Below are 22,748 nucleotides of genomic sequence, written 5' to 3' on the forward strand. Positions count from 1 at the left end.
CTTTTTGATTGAGGTGCAACATGCAAACATGAGCGCCACCATCACCTTCCTGGGCGGAGCCGACACCGTGACCGGCTCCAAGTACCTGATCGAACACAATCACCAGCGCTTGCTGGTGGATTGCGGCTTGTTTCAGGGCTACAAACAACTGCGTTTGCGCAACTGGAACCCCTTGCCCGTGGTGCCTGGCGACATTCAGGCCGTGGTCCTGACCCATGCGCATCTGGACCACAGCGGCTACCTGCCCTTGCTGATCAAAAACGGCTTTAGGGGCCGGGTGCATGCCACATCGGGCACTTGCGATCTGGCCAGCATCTTGCTGCCAGACAGTGGGCACATTCAAGAAGAAGACGCATTTTTTGCCAACCGTCACGGCTTCTCCAAACACGCCCCGGCCCTGCCGCTGTACACAAAGCAAGAGGCCATCCACAGCTTGAAACAATTGCACGCTGAAAAACAAGGCCAGTGGTTTGAGCCGATTCGCGGCTGGAAGGCGCGCTTTCAGTCGGCGGGACACATTCTGGGGGCAGCAAGTTTGCTGCTCGATATAGGCGGTCGGCGCGTTTTGTTTTCGGGTGATCTGGGCCGTCCTGACGACCCTTTGATGAACCCGCCAGAGCCGCCACCTCAGGCAGATACCGTCTTGATCGAATCGACTTATGGCGATCGCCAGCACCCCAAGGAAAAACTGTTTGAAGAACTCGGCCCCCTTTTGCACAAGCTGGCCGCACGCGGCGGCGTGGCGGTGGTGCCGGTGTTTGCCGTAGGGCGGGCGCAAGCTGTGCTGCACACCATTGCGCAGCTCAAGGCTGCCGGGCAAATTCCCAAGGGCCTGCCCATTTTTCTGGACAGCCCCATGGCCATTCATTCCACGGCCTTGTTTGAGCGCCATCCCGGCGAACACCGCCTGAGTGTGCAAGAAGTCCGCAATATGGACTATGTGGCCACCATGTTGGAGACGCCCGAGCAGTCCAAGTCATTGCTGCACCGACACGGCCCCATGGTCATCCTGGCGGCCAGTGGCATGGCCACGGGTGGGCGGGTATTGCACCATCTGATGCAATACGCCGGCGATCACCGCAACATGGTCATCCTGACCGGCTATCAGGCTCCAGGCACCCGTGGCGCGGCGCTGGCCAGTGGTCACAGCACCATTCGGATTCATGCGCAAGACGTGACCGTGCGGGCCGAAGTGGTGCAGATCGAATCGGCATCCGCACATGCCGATGCCAACCAGTTGTTGAGCTGGCTGCACAAAATGCCCAGTGCCCCGGGGCAGGTGTATGTGGTGCATGGCGAGCGCGAGGGCTCGGACATGCTGCGCCAGCGCATCGAGCACGAAATCAAGTGGCGTGCACTGGTGCCCGAGCACGGCTCAGTCTGGCCGCTTTGAACCGCTGTTCCAAGCAATTCAGAGGAATCGGTCGAGCAGTTTGCGCGAGTTTTTGTCCATGGCCGCCAGGTCGCGGATCATGAATTGAACCCCATTGGCATCGTTGACCAAGAGCACGGTGCCTGTTAGGCGCCGTATGTCTTCTTCGCCCTTGAGCAAGAACTGTGTGACACCCCGATCGGTGACGACCGTCCAGGTGCAAGGTGTGGCAAAGCTGCTGACATCGGTCAACTGAAGAATTTCGGGCAAAAATTCGCGCTCGTTCAAGGCTTGAAGAACCTGCAAACGCAATGGCGGATCGAGCTGGGTCAGCGACTCGATCCAGACAATTTCATGACCTTCAGCGTCCATCAGTGCCACACCTGCGTCAGGTGCTGACACGGGATAAGCGCGCAAAGCCGTGACCGGGACATGGCGAGTGCCATCGGGCATTTGCAGAACCCAGCGGCCAAAGGCATCGCGTTGCAGATCAAACGGGTTCATACACTCACCTTTTGCGCTGTGACTTCGATGCTGCCACCCAAAACCGCTTCGGTTTCAGCTTGCCGTTGTTGGGCTTCATACAGACGCCAATAAGCGCCTTGCGCCTCGATCAACGCATCGTGTGTGCCCTCTTCCACCACCACCCCTTTGTCCATGACAACCAGGCGATCGGCCTTGCGCAAGGTAGACAGCCGGTGCGCAATCGCAATCGTGGTGCGCCCACGCACCAGGTTGTCCAAGGCCCTTTGAATTTCCTTTTCGGTTTCGGTGTCCACGGCCGAAGTCGCCTCGTCCAGAATCAGAATGCGCGGGTTGATCAGCAAAGCCCTTGCAATCGAAATGCGTTGGCGCTCACCACCCGACAAACCCTGTCCACGCTCACCCACCAGCGAGTCGTAGCCCTGTGGCATGCGCAAGATGAATTCGTGGGCATGGGCGGCACGTGCGGCCGCCACAATGTCTTCACGGCTCGCCTCGGGTTTGCCGTAAGCGATGTTGTCGGCGATCGTGCCAAAGAACAAGAAAGGTTCTTGCAGCACCAAGCCAATTTGTCGGCGGTAATCGGCCACTTTCAATTGCCGGATGTCGGTTCCGTCCAGCTCAATCGTGCCTTCAGTCAGGTCGTAAAAACGGCAGATCAAATTGACCAGCGTGCTCTTGCCCGAACCACTGTGGCCAACCAGCCCAATCATCTGCCCGGGTTGTATATCGAGGTTGAGTTGCCGGATCACCGCGCGGTTGCCGTAGCGAAAGCCTGCATCGCGCACCGTGATGTGGCCTTGCACTGGGGTGGGTAAAGCCACGGGTTTGAGGGGCTCGGGCACGCTGGAGACGTGGTCGAGGATGTCAAAAATCCGCTTGGCGCCAGAAGCCGCCTTTTGAGTGTTCGAGACAATCCGGCTCATTGAATCAAGGCGGCCGTAAAAGCGGCCGATATAGGCCAGAAAAGCGGTCAGCACACCCACCGTGATCTGGTCGTCCGAGACCAGCCAGATGCCGAAGCCCCAGACCACCAGCAAACCGATCTCGGTCATCAAGGTCACCGTGGGAGAAAACAGCGACCACACCCGGTTCAAGCGGTCGTTGACCAGCAGGTTGTGTTGGTTGGCGTCCTTGAAACGCTGGGCTTCGCGGTCTTCCTGCGCAAAAGCCTTGACCACCCGGATGCCTGGAATGGTGTCGGTCAGCACGTTGGTCACTTCAGCCCAGACGCGGTCAATCTTCTCGAAGCCGGTCCGCAGCTTCTCGCGCACCACATGGATCAACCAGGCGATGAAAGGCAAGGGCAACAAGGTGACCAGGGCCAAGGTCGGGTTGATGGTGAACAAAATGATGGCTGTCATCAAGATCATCAACACGTCGGTCGCAAAGTCCAGCAGGTGGAGCGATATGAACACGTTGATTCGATCGGTCTCGCTGCCGATTCGGGCAATCAGATCGCCTGTACGCCGTCCACCAAAATATTCCAGCGAGAGTTTCAGCAAATGCTCGTAAGTGGTTGTGCGCAAATCGGCGCCAATGCGCTCCGACACCAAAGCCAATATGTAAGTTTTGGCCCAACCCAGCCCCCATGCCAACAAGGCAGAGCCCAGCAGCCCCAAAAGGTACAGAGAAACAAGCCCCGGATCGATGGTCTTGCCATTTTGGTAAGGGATCAGGATGTCATCCATCAGGGGCATGGTCAGGTAGGGCGGCACCAAAGTTGCTGCCGTCGCTGCCAAAGTCAGCAAGAATCCCGCCAGCAGCGAACCTTGGTAAGGCTTGGCAAAGCGCCACAGCTTGAACAGGGTCCAGGTCGATGGGGGCGCCAGATCTGCCCGACCACAGCTGGGGCATTCTTCATCTTCATCGGACATCACGGCCTGACAAACCGGACAGATCGAGCCGGACAGCACATTTTGCAAAGGGCGGCCCTCTGATGGCTGACCCAGTTGCACCATCTGACTTTCAAACTGCGCCGCCCAGCGGGCCACCGCAGCCTGCAGCCCCAGAGTGAAGCGCCAAACCACCAATTGTCCCTGAGGGGAGGTCAATGCCAGGCAACCCACACCCGCATGGTCAGTGAGCTTGAGCGACAAATCCGGCTGCAAAGCCCAGCTGGACCAGTTTTTTTCACCCTCAGCCCGGGATAAGACCCGCTGATCGGTCAAAATGATGGCACTTTTGGCGAATTGCAAACTGCCGTCAAGGTCAACCTCCAGCCAGGCTGTTGCGTTTTCTTCAGGCAGCAGACAAGAATGGACTTCAACCTGCCAAGCGTCGGGAAGCACCTGACGGGATGCACAGGCCAAAGAAGAAGTTGATGTCATGAGGGATGAACCGGAAACGACTCGAACGACCGTGACGGCCGACGAGACAAAAAACAACCACTGATGTAGCCCATGACTGCACATGAACTGCCCATGTATTTTTTGAATTCAGAGCAATCCACCAGCGCCATGATGGGCCGATCATTGTATAGCCGCCCTTTTCATTCATGAACGCCAAAACCATCCAATTTCTGCGCATGACCCATTTGCGCGGGCCCAACATTTGGACATACCGCCCTGTCATAGAGGCGCTGATCGACATTGGTGCCCTGGAAGACTTTCCCTCCAACACCTTACCGGGGTTTAACCAACGCTTGACGGCATGGCTGCCGGGGATGATCGAGCACCGCTGCAGCGTGGGCGAACGCGGGGGATTTTTGCAACGCCTTGAAGAGGGCACCTGGTCTGGCCACGTTCTGGAACACGTCGCCCTGGAGTTGCAAACCCAGGCCGGCATGCAAACCGGGTTTGGCAAAGCCCGCGAAGCAGGACCCAGAGGCATCTACAAAGTGGTGATCCGCACGCGCCATGAAGCCGTCAGCCGCAGCGCGCTGGAGACCGCCCGTGACCTGATCCTGGCCGCCATCGAAGACCGCCCCTTCGACGTCAAAGCCGAAGTCAACCGACTCAAGCAAATGGTCGACAGCCTGTGCATCGGTCCCAGCACGGCCAGCATCGTGGACGCAGCAAGTGACCGCGGCATCCCCGCCATCCGTCTGAACGACGGTAACCTGGTGCAACTTGGCCATGGCGCCCAGCAGCGCCGCATCTGGACAGCCGAAACCGACCGCACCAGCGCGATTGCCGAAGGCATTTCCAAAGACAAGGACCTGACCAAAAAGTTGCTCAGCATGTGCGGCGTTCCCGTACCCCAAGGCCAAATCGTAGACAGCCCTGCTGCGGCCTGGGAGGCGGCGCAAGACATTGGCTTGCCCGTGTGCGTGAAACCCACCGATGGCAACCACGCGCGTGGCGTTTCACTCGAGCTTACTAAACAAGAAGACATCGAAGCCGCTTACGGCATTGCCCTGGCAGAGGGCAGCGAAGTCATGGTGGAGCGATTCATCCTGGGTGAAGAGCACCGCCTGTTGGTGGTGGGTGACCATGTGGCTGCTGCCAACAAAGGCGAGACTGCCAGCGTGGTGGGCGATGGTGATCACACCATTGCGCAGCTGATCGAGCTTCAGATCAACTCCGACCCCCGCCGTGGCGAAGAAGAAGATTACCCACTTGACACCATCCGGTTGGAAGAGCACACCACCTCGGTACTGGAACTCAAGCGCCAGGGCCTGACGGCCGACAGCGTGCCAGAAAAAGGCCGGTCCGTGCTCATCATGCGCACTGGCAATATGGCCCTGGATGTCACGGATGAAGTGCATCCCGAATTGGCCGCGCAAGCCGTGCTGGCTGCACGCGTGGTGGGCCTGGACATCGCCGGTGTCGATCTGGTTGCACAAGACATTTCCCGGCCGCTGGCTGCGCAAGGGGGCGCGATTGTCGAGGTCAATGCAGGCCCGGGTTTGCTGATGCACCTGAAGCCCGCCGTAGGCAAGCCGCGACCTGTTGGGCAAGCCATTGCCAACCATTTGTTCAAACCCACGGACACCGGGCGGATTCCGGTGATTGGTCTCATCGGCGATGGGGATACCACACGCCCTGCCCAATTGGTGGCTTGGCTTTTGCACCTCAAGGGTCTGTACACCGGCCTGGCCTGTGCAGACGGCTTGTTCATGAACCAGCGCAAACTGCAAAGCGAAGGTGGCATGGACTGGGACAATGCCCAACGACTGCTGATCAACCGGTCGGTTCAAACAGCCGTTTTTGAAAGCGATATCCGCCATTTGCTGACCGAAGGTTTTCCTTATGACCGCTGCCAGGTTGGCGTGATCACGCGCATGCCCAAGGCCCAGGGTCTGGAGGATTTATACCCCGGTAATGACGAAAAAATGCCGGACTATGTCCGCACGCAAATTGACGTGGTTCTGCCTAGTGGCACAGCCGTGCTGAATGCCGCTGACCCCCAAGTGGCCGATCTGAGCCGCTATTGCGATGGCAGCGTGATTTTTTATGCCGACGACGAAAAAAACCCTCGCCTTTTGGCCCATTGGACGGAAGGCGGACGGATTGCCTTCTGGCGTGATGGGCAGTTGGTTTTGAGTGAAGGTCAACGTGAAGCCCTCGTCCTGTCCAACAAGCGCCCCGCAGTTTCGCGCCTGTTGCAGGAAGGTCGGCTCACTTCCGATGACATGCTGGTCGCCGCCAGCGTTGCATGGGCCCTGGACATCAGCATGGATTTGATCCGTGCCGGTGTCAAAAGCTTTGGCCAGAACAACTCTCATTGATATTCGACAAGCCCTTCGGCCTTAGCTCATCACAGGAACAATGCTTCATGGAAGTGTCAAGAATACGCGCACTGCGCGGCCCCAATTTGTGGAGCCGTCACACGGCCATGGAGGCGATCGTCACATGTCCTGAGGCCGAACGCAGCCTCTTGCCCAACCACCCCATCGAGCAGCGACTGCGGCGCATCTTTCCGGAGGTCGGGCCCATTGACGGCAGCCGTCCCGGACAGTCGCCGTCGATGGCGCATGCTCTGGAAAAAGTCACACTGGCTTTGCAAGCACACGCGGGCTGCCCTGTCACCTTCAGTCGCACCACCGCCACCGAAGAGTCGGGCGTCTACCAAGTCGTTGTGCAGTATTCCGAGGAGGCTGTAGGCCGTTTGGCGCTTGAACTGGCCGAACAACTTTGCAGGGCTGCCACAGTCGGTCAAGGCTTTGATCTGGAAAGCGCATTGGCGAAACTCCATGAACTGGACGAAGATGTGCGCCTGGGTCCCTCCACAGGCTCGATCGTAGACGCAGCTGTCGCCAGAGGGATTCCCTTGCGACGCTTGACCGATGGCAGCTTGGTGCAATTTGGCTGGGGCTCTCAACAACGGCGTATTCAAGCTGCTGAAATTGACGCCTCCAGTGCGATCGCCGAATCCATCGCCCAAGACAAGGACCTGACCAAAAAGCTGCTGCACGCAGCCGGGGTGCCCGTGCCCTTGGGCCGCCCAGCACAGACCCTCGAAGAAGCCTGGGCCATCGGCAAGGAAGTGGGCTTTCCCGTTGTGGTCAAGCCGCAGGATGGCAACCAGGGCAAAGGTGTCACCGTCAATATCACCGAGCGTGAAGCTTTTGACAAAGCCTATGCCACTGCCGAGCGTTACGGCACCGTCATGGTCGAGAAATTTTTGCCGGGCCACGATTACCGACTGCTGGTGGTGGGCAACAAACTGATTGCTGCGGCTCGCCGTGAGCCCCCCTTGGTGGTGGGCGATGGCAAACACACGGTGCGCCAACTGGTGGATCTGGTCAACGCTGACCCCCGCCGCGGCACGGGTCACTCCACCTCGCTGACCAAGATCAGGTTTGACGACATTGCGATTGGCCGCTTGCATGCCCAGGATCTCGAACCCGAATCGGTGCCCGAGAAGGGGCGCCGGGTCATCTTGCGCAACAACGCCAACCTGTCTACGGGGGGCAGTGCCACAGATGTGACCGACGATGTGCACCCTGAAGTCGCCGCCAGAGTCATTGAAGCGGCTCAGATGGTAGGGCTGGATATTTGTGGCGTTGACGTGGTGTGTGAATCCGTTTTGCGCCCACTGGAAGACCAAAACGGGGGCGTCGTCGAAGTCAATGCGGCCCCGGGCTTGCGCATGCACATCAGTCCTTCTTATGGCAAGGGCCGCGATGTGGGCAATGCCGTGATCGACCAGATGTTCCCCAACGGCGCAACAGGCCGTATTCCTGTGATTGCAGTCACAGGCACCAACGGCAAAACAACCACCGTGCGTCTGACGGCCCATTTGCTGAAAGCCAAAGGTTTGCGCGTTGGCATGACCAACACCGATGGTGTGTATGTGAACGGCCGCCAGACCGACTCGGGTGACTGCAGCGGCCCCCGCAGTGCACGTAACGTGTTGATGCACCCCGATGTGGATGCTGCGGTGTTCGAGACTGCCCGTGGCGGCCTGCTGCGCGAAGGCTTGGCCTTTGACCGATGCAACGTGGCCATCGTGACCAATCTGGGCGGCGGTGATCACCTGGGCCTGAACTACATCACGACGCTGGAAGACTTGTCTGTTCTCAAACGCGTGATCGTGCTCAACGTAGAGCACAACGGCATGGCCGTGCTCAACGCAGCAGATCCTGCCGTGGCCATGATGGCACCGCACTGCCCTGGCGATGTGACCTTTTTTGCGCTGGATGCCAACCAGCCCGTTTTGGCGACTCACCGCGCCCAAGGCAAACGTGTGGTGTTCACAGAAGACGGCCAGATCGTGGCTCAAAAAGGCAAACAGATTTTCCGCATTCCGCTTTCCCAGGTGCCCATTACCCGGCAAGGCCAAATCGGCTTTCAGACTGAAAACGTAATGGCGTCCATTGGTGCTGCCTGGGCAGTGGGTGTGCCGTGGGATACGATTGCCCAAGGTGTCGCCACTTTCATCAGCGACATTCGAGGTGTGCCGGGTCGGTTCAACGTGTTTGACTACCGCGGTGCTACCTTGATCGCGGACTATGGCCACAACCCGGACGCCATACAGGCCCTCGTGCAAGCGGTCGACAACATGCCGGCCCACAAACGCTTGGTGGTCATCAGCGGCGCTGGCGACAGACGCGATCAGGACATACGCGACCAAACCAAAATTCTGGGTCAGGCTTTCGACGAAGTCTTGCTTTACCAGGATGCCTGCCAACGTGGGCGCGCAGATGGCGAGGTCATTCGATTGCTGCGCGAAGGTTTGCAGGGTGCTGCAAGAACCACCCATGTACAAGACATTCAGGGGGAGTTCAATGCGATCGACACAGCGCTGTCCCGCTTGTCGCCTGGCGATTTGTGCCTGATTCTGATCGACCAGGTCGAAGAGGCTTTGGCCTACATCACCGAGAAGGTCAAAGCAGCATCATGACCCACTCATGGCCAGTGCCACACTGGCCATGAAGATCAGGCTCCACACAAACAAGTGCCTGAAATTTTGCGGTTGGCGCTCTGTCAAGCTGTTGAGCATGTAGCCTGCCCAGACAGACATCAGCACAGAAACAGCCATCCCCATTGCATTGGCTGTCAGCGCCTCGGGCCAGTAAGCCGTGACCACGGCACTGACCACCAGACTGACAGGGTAATGGATGAGAAACACCGAATAAGACACCCTGGAAAGCCACTGGACGGCGAGGCGCATGCCCAGGGTCACCCTTTCACCTGAAAACCACGGTTGTGGCGCTGCCGCCAGCAGCAAAGCACAGCCCCAGGCTGCGGCAATCCGCCAACGTGGATCCACCCACAGTACAAACAAACCCAACGCCACCAACACCCACCAACCCTTGAGGACCATGCGACTTTGCCGAGCACTGTACGCCAGCATGCCCATGCCGTAAGAGCCCCAAAAATACACGCCGTAGTCATCCAGATCGTCGTTCAGATTCCAGACAATCAAAGACCCCAAGGTCAAACCCAGCCAAAGTTGCCAACGCACGTTGTCCAGGTTCAGTCCTGGGTAACGCAGCACCATTTTTGAGGCCCCAAGCATCGTCAGCAAAGCGATGCAATAAAGCTGAAAATCTATCGCGACATACCAGATACCAGCAGACAGGGCCTCGATATCCAACACATGCTGGAGCAGCAAAAGATGGGCCAATGCAGTGGGCCAGTCGGGTGTCGCCGAGAGATGCGAAATCACGTGATCAGCCCGCAAGTATTCAGACAAGAGCACCGTCACGCTCAAAGCGGCCAACAGCGGGATCACCAGCCGCATGTAACGCCACCCAGCCATCTTCCTAGCCTGCGACCAACCGAGTGATTGGGCGGGCGTCAATGCAGCGGCCATCAAAAAGCCTGAGCACACCAGAAACACCTGGACAGCCAATCGCCCGTGGTCATAAAACCAGCCGATCAATGTCGGCCAAGCCAGCATCACCACATCCGACATGGGGCCGTAAAAGGCCAAATGGTGCAAAACGATCAGGATGCAACCTGCAGCCTTCAGTGCATCCGGCAAAAAAGAGCGCCCCGAAGGGCGCTGCTCAACCGTGGAATCCAGTGTTTTCAGATCCCGACCCGATCATCAAAGTGCCAACCTTGCACGCGCTGCCTGGTACTCGCGCTTGAATTTGGCCACAAGCTCTGCTGTGCTCTGTATGGCGGTAATGGCACCGATACCCTGGCCACAACCCCAAATGTCTTTCCAGGCTTTTTTGGCGTCGCCGCCAAAGTTCATCTTGGTCGGGTCGGATTCAGGCAAGTTGTCAGGGTCGAGGCCTGCTGCTCGAATGGACGGTGCCAGGTAATTGCCATGCACGCCGGTGAACAAGTTGCTGTAGACGATGTCATCGGAATTGCTGTCCACAATGGCTTGCTTGTAATCTTCTGCCGCCCGCGCCTCCAGGGTGGCAATGAAGGCAGAACCAATGTAGGCAAAGTCTGCACCCATGGCTTGGGCCGCCAAAATGGCATCGCCTGAGGCAATAGAGCCTGACAAAGCCACCGGGCCATCGAACCATTGACGGATTTCCTGAATCAGCGCGAACGGGCTTTTTACACCCGCATGACCGCCTGCACCTGCGGCCACAGCGATCAAGCCGTCAGCACCTTTTTCAATCGCTTTGCGCGCGTGCTTGTTGTTGATGATGTCGTGCAGCACCACGCCGCCATAGCTGTGCGCTGCGGCATTGATTTCTTCACGCGCACCCAGCGAGGTGATGATGATGGGCACCTTGTACTTCACGCACATGGCCATGTCGTGCTCCAGACGGTCGTTGCTCTTGTGCACGATCTGGTTGATGGCAAACGGCGCAGCGGGCTTGTCAGGGTTGGCCTTGTTGTAGGCGGCCAAGGTTTCGGTGATCTCGGCCAGCCACTCGTCCAATTGGGCAGCAGGACGTGCATTCAATCCAGGCATGGAGCCGACCACACCCGCCTTGCATTGTTCAATCACCAGCTTGGGGTTGCTGATGATGAACAGGGGCGATGCGATGACCGGAAATGGCAGATTCGACAAAACGGGAGGGAGCTTGGACATGTTTAACCTCAGAGAGATGGGTGATTGTCTGGAGCCGATATGCAAATACTTGTCAGCATCGGGACACTGCGACTGAAATGGTCTGCGTGTCGACCTCAAAAATGCCGACACGCAGGTCTGAACAAGCTTCGGTCAGAACGCCTCGAGCGCCATCGCTGTCACGCTGGTCGCACCTTCGACAATGCTGTCGCGGATGCCTGGGGCTTTGGACAGGATGTGGTCAGCGTAAAAACGGGCTGTGGTCACTTTGGCAGCCATGAAATCGGCGTCTTGTGCCTTCGCTTCAGGCGTGAGCGCCACCAGCAAGGCCCGGCCCATCTGCCAGCCCGCCATCAGATTTCCCGCCAGCATCAGGTAGGGCACGCTGCCTGCAAACACATCATTCGGATGGGCTTTGGTGTTGCCGGCCACGAATTCGACCACATCGATGAAGGCTTCTCGGGCTGCTTTCAGGCGTTTGGCCACCGCCTGCGCATCGGCATTGGGCGACGCCATCAAATTGGCCTCGGTCTGTGCCACCTGGCCTGCCAGGGCTTTGGCGGTCTGCCCCCCGTCGCGGGAGGTTTTGCGGCCTACCAGGTCATTGGCCTGGATGGCGGTTGTGCCTTCGTAGATGGTCAGGATCTTCGCGTCTCGGTAGTACTGGGCTGCACCGGTTTCTTCGATGAAGCCCATGCCGCCATGCACCTGCACGCCCAGACTGGTCACTTCCAAGCTCATCTCGGTGCTGTAGCCCTTGACCAGTGGCACCATGAATTCGTAGAAGGCCAGGTTTTGCTGACGCACCTCGGCATCGGGATGGTGGTGCGAAGCATCGTAGGCAGCCGCCGCCGTGGAAGCCATGGCGCGGCAGCCTTCGGTGTAGGCGCGCATGGTCATCAGCATGCGGCGCACATCCGGATGGTGAATGATCGGGCCAGCGGCAGGCAAACTGCCATCGACCGGGCGGCTTTGCACGCGGTCGCGAGCGTATTGCACAGCACGCTGGTACGAGCGCTGGGCAATCGCAATGCCCTGCACACCCACCGCATAGCGGGCAGCGTTCATCATGATGAACATGTACTCAAGGCCACGGTTTTCCTGCCCCACCAGAAAGCCAACGCCACCACCGTGGTCACCAAATTGCAAAACGGCAGTAGGACTGGCCTTGATGCCCATCTTGTGTTCGATGCTCACGCAATGCACATCGTTGCGATCGCCCAGCGAGCCATCGGACTTGACCATGAACTTGGGGACAACAAACAGGCTGATGCCCTTCACGCCTTCGGGTGCGCCCAGCACCCGGGCCAGCACCAAATGCACAATGTTTTCGGCCATATCGTGTTCACCGTAGGTGATGTAGATCTTGGTGCCGAAAATTTTGAATGTGCCGTCGGGCTGCGGTTCAGCCCGGGTTCTTACTGCGGCCAGGTCGGATCCGGCTTGAGACTCGGTCAGGTTCATGGTGCCAGTCCATTGGCCTGAGATCAATTTTTCCAGATAAATGGCTTTGAGTTCGTCCGAGCCCGCCGTGATCAAGGCTTCGATCGCGCCATCGGTGAGCAATGGGCACAAGGCAAAAGCCATGTTGGCCGAATTGAGCATTTCACCGCAGGCCGCGCCAATCGTTTTGGGCAAGCCCTGCCCGCCAAAGTCAGTGGGATGCTGCAGCCCTTGCCAGCCGCCTTGCGCATATTGCTGATAAGCCTCCTTAAACCCGGGTGTGGTGGTCACGCCGCTGCCGTTGTGAAACGAAGGGTTTTTGTCACCCTCCCAGTTCAGGGGCGAGATCACGTCCTGGTTGAGCTTTGCACACTCCTCGAGCACGGCTTGCGCGGTTTCCAGCCCGGCATCCTCAAAGCCGGGAATCTGCGCAATCTGATCAATGCGGGCCAGATGCTCGATGTTGAAAAGCATGTCTTTCAAGGGTGCGATGTAGCTCATGATTTATCTCCGTGCGTCTTATGAAAGGTTGAATGCGCCATGCAGGTGGTGGCCTGCGGCACAGCTCAGAGCGACTGAGTCAACTCAGGCACAGCAGCAAACAAGTCGGCTTCAAGGCCGAAGTCGGCCACGCTGAAGATCGGGGCCTCAGGGTCTTTGTTGATCGCCACGATCACCTTGGAATCCTTCATGCCCGCCAGGTGCTGGATCGCACCTGAGATGCCACAAGCCACATACAGTTGCGGCGCAACAATCTTGCCGGTCTGACCCACTTGCAGGTCGTTGGCAGCGTATCCGGCATCGACTGCCGCACGACTGGCACCAATGGCAGCGCCCAGCTTGTCGGCCAGCGGCGTCATGATTTCATTGAATTTTTCCGAACTGCCCAAGGCCCGGCCACCAGACACGATGATCTTGGCTGCGGTCAGTTCAGGGCGGTCGTTCTTGGCGATCTCGCTGCGCGTGAACGCGCTCTTGCCGCTGTCAGCCAGGGCCGCAACAGCTTCCACAGTGGCATGGCCACCGCTCGCGGCAGCGGGATCAAAACCAGTGGTGCGCACGGTGATCACTTTGGTCGCATCGGTGCTCTGCACGGTGGCCATCGCATTGCCTGCGTAAATAGGGCGCTCGAACGTGTCGGTCGAGATGACCTGGGTCACATCGCTGATCTGGCCTACGTCGAGCTTGGCAGCTACGCGGGGCGCCACGTTTTTGCCCGCAGCTGTGGCTGGGAACAGGATGTGGCTGTAGTTGCCAGCAATGGCCAACACTTGTGCGGCGACGTTTTCGGCCAGGCCATGCGCCAAACTTTCGTTGTCAGCGTGGATCACCTTGGACACGCCCACGATGGTGGAAGCGGCTGCGGCAGCAGCGGCAGCATTGTGTCCAGCCACCAGCACATGCACATCTCCGCCGCAAGCGGCAGCGGCAGTGACGGTGTTCAAGGTGGCGCCCTTGATCGAAGCGTTGTCGTGTTCTGCAATAACGAGTGCGGTCATGGTCAGATTACCTTTGCAACATTTTTTAATTTATCGACCAGGGTGGCCACATCGGGCACCTTGATGCCTGCGCTGCGCTTGGCAGGCTCCACCACTTTGAGGGTCTTGATACGGGGCGACACATCCACGCCGAGGTCTTCGGGTTTGTAGTTGTCGATCTGCTTTTTCTTGGCCTTCATGATGTTGGGCAGCGTCACATAACGCGGCTCATTCAAGCGCAAATCGGTGGTCACCACCGCGGGCAGGCTGATGGACAGCACCTCCAAGCCACCATCGATTTCACGAGTGACTTGGGCTTTGCCATCCACGATCTCGACCTTGCTGGCAAAGGTGGCTTGCGGCAGGTCAGCCAGCGCCGCCAGCATCTGGCCCGTCTGGTTGCAATCGTCGTCAATGGCTTGCTTGCCCAAGATGATCAGACCGGGCTGCTCCTTGTCCACCAATGCCTTGAGCAACTTGGCCACTGCCAAGGGCTGCAAGTCAAGGTCAGCGGGGGTTTCAACCAGGATGCCGCGATCCGCACCAATGGCCATGGCCGTGCGCAGGGTTTCCTGGCACTGGGCCACGCCACAAGACACAGCGATGACTTCGGTGGCCAGACCCTTTTCTCGCAGGCGCACAGCTTCTTCCACGGCGATTTCGTCAAAAGGGTTCATGCTCATCTTGACGTTGGCGATGTCTACGCCCGACCCATCAGACTTGACGCGCACCTTGACGTTGTAGTCCACCACCCGCTTGACGGGAACGAGAATTTTCATGAAAACATCTCCATTGATATCAAAACGCAAGTGCCTTAAAACGCCACGATTTCGTTGACGTTACGTAAACGTCAATTGTGCATCAAAAGACTTTTAAAAAGGTACAAACGCACCAAAAAAGCACGGTCGTTCGAATTTTACAACGTACTTTTTTAGATTTACAACATCCTACCCCCGGGAATTCACCGACCAATCGGTAGGTGAATCAGGATTACCATTAAATTTGGCGTCGAAAAATCCGTAATACGATGATGTTTTGTAACAATTAACTGGAGCAATCTGATGAGAAATTCTTTGGTTTACGCAGCCGCTATGGCCCTAGCAAGCTTCACTGGACTTGCTCAAGCACAAACAGTCTTGACCGTGTCAAGCTGGGTGCCCCCCACGCACGGGCTGTCGATGTCTCAAAAAGAATGGTGCGATGACTTGGCAGCCAAAACATCTAACCGTGTTCGTTGCAACATCCTGCCCCGGGCTGTCACGCCTGCTCCAGGCACTTTCGATGCTGTGAAAAATGGATTGGTTGATGTGTCTTTCACCGTCCACGGCTATACGCCAGGACGATTTGTTCTTTCGCAAATCGCTGAGTTTCCTTTTCTGGGTGACCGGGCAGAACCCTTGTCGGTGGCTTTCAACCGCATTGCCAGCAAATACCCCGAGTTCGCTGCCGAGCACCAAGGCGTGAAAGTTCTGGGATATTTCACCCACGGCCCAGGCATCGTGTTCAATACCAAAAAACCCATCACCCGCGTGGAAGACCTCTCGGGCCTGAAGTTCCGGGTGGGCGGCGGTATGGTCAATGAGATCTCTAAAACTCTTGACATGAACGTCACTCTTAAGCCTGCACCCGAATCCTACGAATTGCTCTCCAGCGGCGTGATGGATGGCACGCTGTTCCCTGCCGAATCCACAGACTCTTTCAAGATCGACAAGATCATCAAACACGCCACCCAGTTTCCTGGCGGTCTGTACAACACCAGTTTTGTCTTCATGATGAACCCGGCCAAATACAACAGCCTCTCGGCCGAAGACAAAAAAATCGTGGACGAGCTTTCGGGTGAAGCCGTTGCCAGGCGCTTTGGCAAAGCCTGGGACCGTGTGGATGACCTGGCTTTGACCAACATGCAGAAAAATGGCGTGAAAGTCATCAAAGCCGACAACAACTTCGTCAGCGGTGTTACCGTTCGTGTCAGCAAACTGGAGCGGGATTGGGCTCAAGGTGCCAAAGCCAAAGGTTTGAAAGACCCATCTGGCACCTTGTCAGAATTCCGTGCTGAAATTGCCAAGTTGCAAAAGCAAAAGTAATCGCGCATTCCCCAGGTCAATCGCCTGGTGAATGGGAAACCCCAGCGGTATTTGCCCAACCAGCAAATACCGTTTTTTTATGGACGGCAAGTTGAAAAAAAAATTGAAACCATTTGCGGAATGCTCTCTGCTCTGGCCTTGTTTGCCATCATGGTGCTGACTTTTCTGGATGTCAGTGGCCGAAAAATCTGGTCACAGTCGATCCCCGGTTCATTGGAAGTCACCGAATTGCTCATGGTGGTCGTCATCTTCGGCGCTTTGCCCTTGGTCTCGCTCAAAGGGGAACATGTGGTGTTTGACTCTTTGGACGTGTTGTTGCCCCGCTATGTGCAAAAAATCCAGCAAGAGCTGATTCAATTGGCCTGTGCTGCATTGATGCTCGCTTTGGCTTATTTGATGTGGTCCACAGGCGCTGACTTTGCCGCCGCCGGAGAAACCACTGCACAACTCAAAATTGCCAAAGCCCCATTCATTCAAGGCATGGGCGTACTTTGCGGCCTGACAGGTCTCGTGCACCTGGCCAAAGCTTTCTGGCCCACTGAAGATGAATCTTCCGAGGGAGGCACTTTATGACCGAAGCACTGCTTGGGTTTTTGGCCATCTTCGTACTGGCCCTGATGCGCATGCCCTTGGCGTTTTCCATGGGTCTGGTCGGCATCATGGGCATTGGATTGACGCGTGGCTGGCTACCTGCTTTAGCCAGCACCGCCCAGGTCGTGCACGAAACGGGTTTTGCCTACACCTTGTCGGTGATTCCATTGTTCATTTTGATGGGTAATTTTGTCGCTCGCGCGGGCTTGGCGCATGAGCTTTTTCATGCCGCCTACACCTTTATCGGGCACCGCAAGGGCGGCCTGGCTCACGCCACCATCGCTGCCTGTGCAGGTTTCGGTGCCATTTGTGGTTCGTCCATCGCGACGGCCGCAACCATGAGCAAAGTGGCTTACCCATCCATGAAAAAAATGGGCTACAGCGACGCCATGTCAACCGGCGTGATTGCTGCTGGCGGCACACTGGGCATCATGATTCCGCCCTCTACGATTTTGGTGATCTACGGGATCATCACCGAAACTCACATTGGCAAACTGTTTGCTGCCGGTGTTTTACCAGGCATTTTGACGGCCTGCCTGATGATGCTGGCGGTGGTGTTGATGACTTGGCACGACCCGGAACATGCGCCCGCTGGTGAGAAATTCAGCTGGAGTGAACGACTCAAAGCCGTACGCGGCATCTGGGGCGTACTGCTCTTGGTGGTGTTGGTGCTGGGCGGGATTTATGGCGGCTTTTTCACCGCCACCGAAGGCGCAGGCATGGGGGCCATGGGCGCTTTTTTGTTTGCACTGGCACGCAAAGCCCTGTCCTTGAAAATACTGATGCAGGTCTTGGTTGAGTCGGCGCGAACAACGGCCATGCTGTTCACACTTCTGATCGCAGCGACGATTTTTGCCAACTTCGTCAACTACACCAGCCTGCCTTTTGAGCTCAAGGACTGGATCACCGGCTTGGGCCTCTCGCCCATCATGATCGTGGCCGCCATGATGCTCATCTATGTTTTGTTGGGCACCGTGATGGAGGAGCTGACCATGGTTTTACTGACCATTCCGCTGTTCTTTCCCATTGTGGTTCAACTGGGTTTTGACCCCGTGTGGTTCGGCGTGCTGATCGTGATGGTGATTCAGATAGGCCTCATATCGCCGCCCGTGGGCATGAACCTGTTTGTGCTCAACACTTTGCTGCCCCACGTTGGCCTGGGTGCCATTTTCCGTGGCGTCTGGCCCCTGGTGCTGGTGCTGGTCATCACCTTGGGCATCTTGCTGGCCTTTCCGGCCATCAGTCTGTGGTTGCCTTCTATGATGGATTGACCATGTGCATCACCCGCTGCGGGTAAGGGATCTCGATCTTGTGCTGGCGCAGTGCGGCCAAAATCAGGATGTTGATGGCCGAGCGCAAAGCCAGCTGCCCGTTTTCCGGGTCGGCGATCCAGTAACTCACTGTGAACTCCAGGCCATCGGCGCCAAACTGGCTCAAAAAAGCATTCGGGGCGGGGTCTTTCAGAACCCGATCCTCGCTTTCACAGGCTTCAATGAGCAAACGCTGCACAAGGTCCACATCGCTGTCATAGGCCACCGACACCACGGTGGTCTGCGCCAGCTTGGGGTCCATCAAGGAGAGGTTTTCCACCCGGTTGATGATCAAGATTTCATTGGGCACGATGGATTCGCGGCCATTGAAGGCCCGGATGACGGTGTAACGCGCCTTGATGTCGGTGATACGGCCCTCAAATCCGTCCACCAGCACCATGTCCCCGATGCGCATGCTGCGTTCGGCCAGAATCACAAAGCCGCTGACGTAGTTGGATGCCAGCTTTTGCAAGCCAAAACCGATGCCCACGCCCACCGCGCCGCCCAGCACCGACAAGGCGGTCAGGTCAATACCAGCAGAAGACAGCGCCAGCAACAAGCCCACAAACATCAGCAAGGCCCGCACTGTGTTGCTGATGACTTTGCGCAAAGACAAGTCACTGCCCGTGGCCGACCTGAGCAAGCGCGACTCGAGTGCCGAAGAAACCCACAGCGTGATGATCAAGACACCAACAGCCGTGAGCCCCCCTTCGATCAGGGTGCGCACCGACAACATGCTGCCCCCGATCTTCCAGCGAATCTGGTCCAGCTCGTCCAACACCAGAGGCAAGATGCCCGTGACCCACAGCACGACGGCCAACCAGGCGATCCAGGAAATGGTGCGCTCCAGCACACGCACAAACGGGGCCGCACCAAATGCCACCTGCAGCACCTTGACCCCGAATCGGATCAAGGCCAAGGAAATGCAAACAGGTAACAAAATACCGAACAAGGCCACCGGGTGGTCACCCGTCAACAGCGTGCGAGCCGCAAAAGTCAGGCCCAACAAAACGGCTGGAAACAAAACCCCATCGATCAAGCGCTTGCCCAGCAAAACCGACAGCTCTTGTGTTGCAAATGCCTGGCGAACCAGCCAGACGGCCAGCCAAGCCAAAGCCACGCAGACTGCAAATGCGGCCAGCACCTGTATGGACTCAGCTCGGACCAAGGCATCCAGCCAAGCCAGCGGGTCAGCAATGTTGAGGGATTTCATGTTCGCCATGAGGGAGGCCTTTTGTCGATGAACGCCTGCACGCCCTCTTGGGCCACGTCGTCCATCATGTTGCAGGCCATGGTTTGCCCTGCCAACTGGTAAGCCGCTTCCGTGCCCATTTCGCGCTGTTTGTAAAACAGGGCTTTGCCCAGTCGCACCGCTTCTCGCGGCTTGGCCAGGATGGCACTGACCAGCCCATCGACCTGCGTATCCAGCTCGGCGGCTGCACACACGCGGTTGACCAGTCCCCGACTTCGCGCCTCTTCAGCCGAGATGAAACCACCAGTGAGCAGCATTTCCATGGCCTGCTTGGCGTGCATGTTGCGCACAAGCGGCACGCTGGGCGTGGCACAAAACAAACCCACATCGATGCCGTTGACGCCAAAGCTGGCATTGTCGGCCGACACCGCCAGATCGCATTGCGCCACCAACTGACAACCGGCTGCCGTGGCAATGCCCTGCACACGGGCGATCACGGGCACAGGCAAATTCTGGATCGACAGCATCATGCGGGTGCACTGTGCAAACAGCTTTTGGTAATACCCCAACTCGGGGCTGGCGCGCATTTCCTTGAGGTTGTGCCCGGCACAGAAGGCCTTGCCTGTAGCGGCCAACACCACCACACGTGCTTGTTGATCCTGCGCAATCGAACTGAGGGCCTGCTGCAACGCATCGAGCAAGGCTTCGCTCAGGGTGTTGAAGCTGGTCGGGCTGTTCAGGGTCAGCCGGTGCACACCGCGGGCATCACGCTGGTGCAACAGCAAATCTGTTGGGGTTGGGGCAATGGAATCGGTCATGCGCCTGATTGTGCCCAAACCCAAAGGCTGGCGCCCTTTTCAGAGGCAGACAAGGGTGATTTTTTCAAACATCGGCCAGCACACGCAGGTGTGCCTCCACACTGCGCCCCAGGGCACTGAGGTTGTAGCCGCCTTCCAAGCAACTGACGATGCGGCCCTGGGCGTGGCGCAGTGCCACATCCTTGATTCGCCGGGTGATCCAAGCGTAATCCTGCTCCACCAGGCCCATCTGCCCCATGTCATCTTCGCGGTGCGCGTCAAAACCAGCGCTGATGAAAATCAGCTCGGGTCGGTGCGCCTCCAGCCTGGGCATCCACATCGTGTCGATCAGCTCTCGGATATCCATGCCCTTGGTGTAAGCCGGCACGGGCAAGTTAACCAGGTTGGCCGCTGTTGATTGCGAGCCGCCTTCGGGGTAAAACGGATGTTGGAAAAAACTCACCATCAGGATGCGGTCGTCGCCTGCGACGATGTCCTCGGTACCGTTGCCGTGGTGGACGTCAAAGTCCACAATCGCCACCCTTTTCAGGCCATGGCGCTCCAGCGCATATTTGGCGGCAATGGCCACATTATTGAAAAAGCAAAAGCCCATAGCCTTGTCTCGACAGGCATGGTGCCCAGGGGGGCGCACAGCACAAAAAGCGTTTTCGAGCTCGCCTGCCAGCACGGCGTCGGTGGCATCGATGGCAGCGCCTGCCGACAACAAAGCCGCTTCCCAGGTGTGGACATTGATCAGCGTGTCGGGGTCCAGTGCGGTGTGCGAGGGGCCGCCTGCAGCCATGTCTTCGCGCAAGACATCACCTAGGCCTCGCAAGGCCGCCACGTGCATGCGCCCATGGGCCAATTCGATGTCAGCCAATGCCGCGGGTCCCGGCTCTCTGCGCTGCAAAGCCATGTCCACGCCACTGATCAGCAACCGGTCTTCGATGGCACCCAGACGCTCCGGGCATTCGGGATGCCCTGCGCCCATTTCGTGCTTCCAGCAAGTGGGATGTGTGAAATAACCTGTGGCACCCATACGGTTTGTCTTCCTGCATGCTCAGCTCAATGTGAGCCTTGTTATTTTTTAGAATTACTGCCCATTGATGGGTTTCAGCTTATCACGGCAAGCACAGACCCCTAGGCACGCAGACCACGGCAGCACGCAGGCCCCGGCACCCTTAAACTAAACGCCACATGAATTTTTTCTTACGCCCCTCGCACAAAATCAATCTGCAAGGTCTGAAGGCCATCTTGAATGGTCTGCTCTGTCTGGCTTTTGGACTGGCACATATGACCACTGCCCATGCGCAAAGCCCCCAAGCCAAGCCAGACAAACAGACACAGCAAGCGAACAAGAAGCTCAAGAAAAAAACCACGCAATCAACGGCCAGCCGCAAACAAACCAGTAAAAAAATCCATGCGGCACCGGGTTCCCGCCTGAACCAGAACCCTGAAGTCTCACTGTGGGCTCAGGATGCAGCGAGTCGGTTGCAACTCGACCCAGGTTGGGTACAGAAAACCATGGACCAGGCCCAACGCCTGCCCTTTGTGGAAAAGCTGGTGCTTCCAGCTGCCAGCCCTGTGGCCAAGGACTGGGGCGCTTACAGTGCACGCTTTATTGAGCCGGTGCGCATTCAGGCGGGACTGCAGTTCTGGCTCAGACACCGAAAAACGCTCGAGCGCGCCGAACGGGAATATGGCGTGCCGGCATCGATCATCGTCGGCATCATTGGCGTCGAAACGCTGTATGGCCAAAACACGGGCAACTTTCGTGTGGTGGATGCACTGGGCACTTTGGCCTTTCATTTTCCACTGGCCCACCCCAGAGCCACTGAACGCCAGGCTTTTTTCCGCAGCGAGTTGGAGCAATTTTTGCAATTGACATCCCGCAGCGGTGTAGACCCCTTGGCCATCCGTGGCAGTTACGCTGGTGCCTTGGGCCTGCCACAGTTCATGCCATCCAGCTGGACCAAATTTGCCATCGACTTTGATGGCGATGGCCGCATCGACTTGTTTGGCAGCCCCGCCGATGCCATCGGCTCGGTGGCCAATTACTTCAAGGCCTTCCAGTGGCGCACCGGCATGCCCACGCATTACCCTGTGATCTTGACCCCAGGCCAGACCGACATGGACAGTCTGATGGCCCCGGACATCTTGCCCACCTTCAGCGTAGCCAGTTTTGTGGGTAAAGGTGCTGCGCTAGAGGGGGCGGCCCTGCAACACGAGGGGCCACTGGCATTGATTGAGTTGCGCAACGGCAGCAACGCGCCCAGCTACGTGGCGGGCACCGAAAACTTTTATGCCATCACACGCTATAACTGGAGCAGTTATTACGCGATGGCGGTGATTGATCTGGCCGAGGCGGTGACACGGGAAATGCAAAGCAGGCCATGAACCCGCTGAACCCCAAAAAACTGCTGCTGACCAAGTGGACGGCGGTCAAACCCGTGGCCAAGCAAAAGCACTTTTTGGTCAGCCGAGTCATTCAACCTGAGTTGCCCACCGACCCGATTGAGCGGGTGGAAATTGAGTCGGTGTTTTCTAAGACTGTGCAGGAGATTGCCTGGCGTGACTTGCAGGACGACAGCGTGTGGCGGCAGGGTTGGGTTTGATTAGCTCA

At 57.6% G+C, this 22,748-nt stretch carries 18 protein-coding genes; 8 read left to right on the plus strand and 10 right to left on the minus strand.

The features are described from left to right. The first annotated feature begins 28 nt into the window (after nt 1–28). On the plus strand, nt 29–1,393 hold the full coding sequence (locus tag B9Z45_RS10925; RefSeq protein ID WP_108407282.1) for an MBL fold metallo-hydrolase RNA specificity domain-containing protein: 1,365 nt from the start codon (nt 29–31) through the stop codon (nt 1,391–1,393). A gap of 18 nt (nt 1,394–1,411) precedes the next feature. Here the strand turns inward: B9Z45_RS10925 and B9Z45_RS10930 are convergent, their stop codons facing one another. Together B9Z45_RS10930 and B9Z45_RS10935 are read right to left on the minus strand one after the other, a co-directional pair. Further along, nucleotides 1,412–1,876 (minus strand): DUF1854 domain-containing protein, encoded by a 465-nt coding sequence (locus tag B9Z45_RS10930; RefSeq protein WP_108407251.1) that lies wholly within the window; start codon nt 1,874–1,876, stop codon nt 1,412–1,414. Continuing rightward, nucleotides 1,873–4,185 (minus strand): ABC transporter ATP-binding protein, encoded by a 2,313-nt coding sequence (locus tag B9Z45_RS10935; protein ID WP_108407252.1) that lies wholly within the window; start codon nt 4,183–4,185, stop codon nt 1,873–1,875. The genes B9Z45_RS10930 and B9Z45_RS10935 overlap by 4 nt, the downstream gene beginning before the upstream one ends. A 167-nt stretch (nt 4,186–4,352) precedes the next feature. On the opposite strand from B9Z45_RS10935, the gene cphA (B9Z45_RS10940) reads away from it, so the two are divergent. Next, on the plus strand, nt 4,353–6,527 hold the full coding sequence (cphA, locus tag B9Z45_RS10940) for a cyanophycin synthetase (protein ID WP_108407253.1): 2,175 nt from the start codon (nt 4,353–4,355) through the stop codon (nt 6,525–6,527). 47 nt (nt 6,528–6,574) lie between these two features. Next, entirely contained in the window at nt 6,575–9,145 is a 2,571-nt protein-coding gene (cphA, locus tag B9Z45_RS10945; protein WP_108407254.1) for a cyanophycin synthetase, read from the plus strand. Here the strand turns inward: cphA (B9Z45_RS10945) and B9Z45_RS10950 are convergent. The 5 genes from B9Z45_RS10950 to B9Z45_RS10970 all read right to left on the minus strand — a co-directional run bounded on the left by B9Z45_RS10950 (nt 9,140) and on the right by B9Z45_RS10970 (nt 14,930). Further along, complete coding sequence (locus B9Z45_RS10950; protein WP_158270413.1) at nt 9,140–10,231, minus strand: acyltransferase; 1,092 nt, start codon at nt 10,229–10,231, stop codon at nt 9,140–9,142. The genes cphA (B9Z45_RS10945) and B9Z45_RS10950 overlap by 6 nt on opposite strands. 66 nt (nt 10,232–10,297) lie before the next feature. Then, entirely contained in the window at nt 10,298–11,251 is a 954-nt protein-coding gene (locus B9Z45_RS10955) for a nitronate monooxygenase family protein (protein WP_108407256.1), read from the minus strand. A 132-nt stretch (nt 11,252–11,383) separates the two neighbouring features. Further along, a complete protein-coding gene (locus B9Z45_RS10960; RefSeq protein ID WP_108407257.1) occupies nt 11,384–13,174 on the minus strand; it encodes an acyl-CoA dehydrogenase in 1,791 nt (596 codons plus the stop codon). A gap of 65 nt (nt 13,175–13,239) precedes the next feature. Beyond that, nucleotides 13,240–14,172, minus strand: a complete 933-nt coding sequence (locus B9Z45_RS10965; protein WP_108407258.1) for an electron transfer flavoprotein subunit alpha/FixB family protein — start codon at nt 14,170–14,172, stop codon at nt 13,240–13,242. 2 nt (nt 14,173–14,174) lie between these two features. Then, a complete protein-coding gene (locus tag B9Z45_RS10970; protein WP_108407259.1) occupies nt 14,175–14,930 on the minus strand; it encodes an electron transfer flavoprotein subunit beta/FixA family protein in 756 nt (251 codons plus the stop codon). 312 nt (nt 14,931–15,242) lie between these two features. On the opposite strand from B9Z45_RS10970, the gene B9Z45_RS10975 reads away from it, so the two are divergent. From B9Z45_RS10975 to B9Z45_RS10985, 3 genes are all read left to right on the plus strand, one after another. Next, nucleotides 15,243–16,235 (plus strand): TRAP transporter substrate-binding protein, encoded by a 993-nt coding sequence (locus B9Z45_RS10975; protein WP_255562006.1) that lies wholly within the window; start codon nt 15,243–15,245, stop codon nt 16,233–16,235. Nucleotides 16,236–16,355: 120 nt separating this feature from the next. Continuing rightward, nucleotides 16,356–16,808: a TRAP transporter small permease gene (locus tag B9Z45_RS10980; protein WP_108407261.1), complete on the plus strand. Its 453-nt coding sequence runs from the start codon at nt 16,356–16,358 to the stop codon at nt 16,806–16,808. Then, complete coding sequence (locus B9Z45_RS10985; RefSeq protein ID WP_108407262.1) at nt 16,805–18,097, plus strand: TRAP transporter large permease; 1,293 nt, start codon at nt 16,805–16,807, stop codon at nt 18,095–18,097. Before B9Z45_RS10980 ends, B9Z45_RS10985 begins: the two co-directional genes overlap by 4 nt. Here the strand turns inward: B9Z45_RS10985 and B9Z45_RS10990 are convergent. From B9Z45_RS10990 to B9Z45_RS11000, 3 genes are all read right to left on the minus strand, one after another. Then, on the minus strand, nt 18,084–19,358 hold the full coding sequence (locus B9Z45_RS10990; RefSeq protein WP_108407263.1) for a mechanosensitive ion channel family protein: 1,275 nt from the start codon (nt 19,356–19,358) through the stop codon (nt 18,084–18,086). The genes B9Z45_RS10985 and B9Z45_RS10990 overlap by 14 nt on opposite strands. Further along, nucleotides 19,346–20,146: an enoyl-CoA hydratase gene (locus B9Z45_RS10995; RefSeq protein ID WP_108407264.1), complete on the minus strand. Its 801-nt coding sequence runs from the start codon at nt 20,144–20,146 to the stop codon at nt 19,346–19,348. The genes B9Z45_RS10990 and B9Z45_RS10995 overlap by 13 nt, the downstream gene beginning before the upstream one ends. Nucleotides 20,147–20,210: 64 nt before the next feature. Continuing rightward, the gene (locus tag B9Z45_RS11000; protein ID WP_108407265.1) at nt 20,211–21,164 is read right to left on the minus strand and encodes a histone deacetylase family protein; all 954 of its coding nucleotides are present in this window, start codon (nt 21,162–21,164) and stop codon (nt 20,211–20,213) included. 254 nt (nt 21,165–21,418) lie between these two features. Here B9Z45_RS11000 and mltB point away from each other — a divergent pair, with 254 nt between their 5' ends. Both mltB and B9Z45_RS11010 read left to right on the plus strand, forming a co-directional pair. Beyond that, nucleotides 21,419–22,522, plus strand: a complete 1,104-nt coding sequence (gene mltB, locus B9Z45_RS11005) for a lytic murein transglycosylase B (protein ID WP_108407283.1) — start codon at nt 21,419–21,421, stop codon at nt 22,520–22,522. Beyond that, nucleotides 22,519–22,740, plus strand: coding sequence for a TIGR02450 family Trp-rich protein (locus B9Z45_RS11010; RefSeq protein ID WP_108407266.1), 222 nt, complete (start codon nt 22,519–22,521; stop codon nt 22,738–22,740). Before mltB ends, B9Z45_RS11010 begins: the two co-directional genes overlap by 4 nt. Nucleotides 22,741–22,748: the final 8 nt, after the last annotated feature.

Source organism: Limnohabitans sp. 2KL-17 (genome assembly GCF_003063415.1).
In the GTDB taxonomy this organism is placed as follows: Bacteria; Pseudomonadota; Gammaproteobacteria; order Burkholderiales; family Burkholderiaceae_C; genus Limnohabitans_A.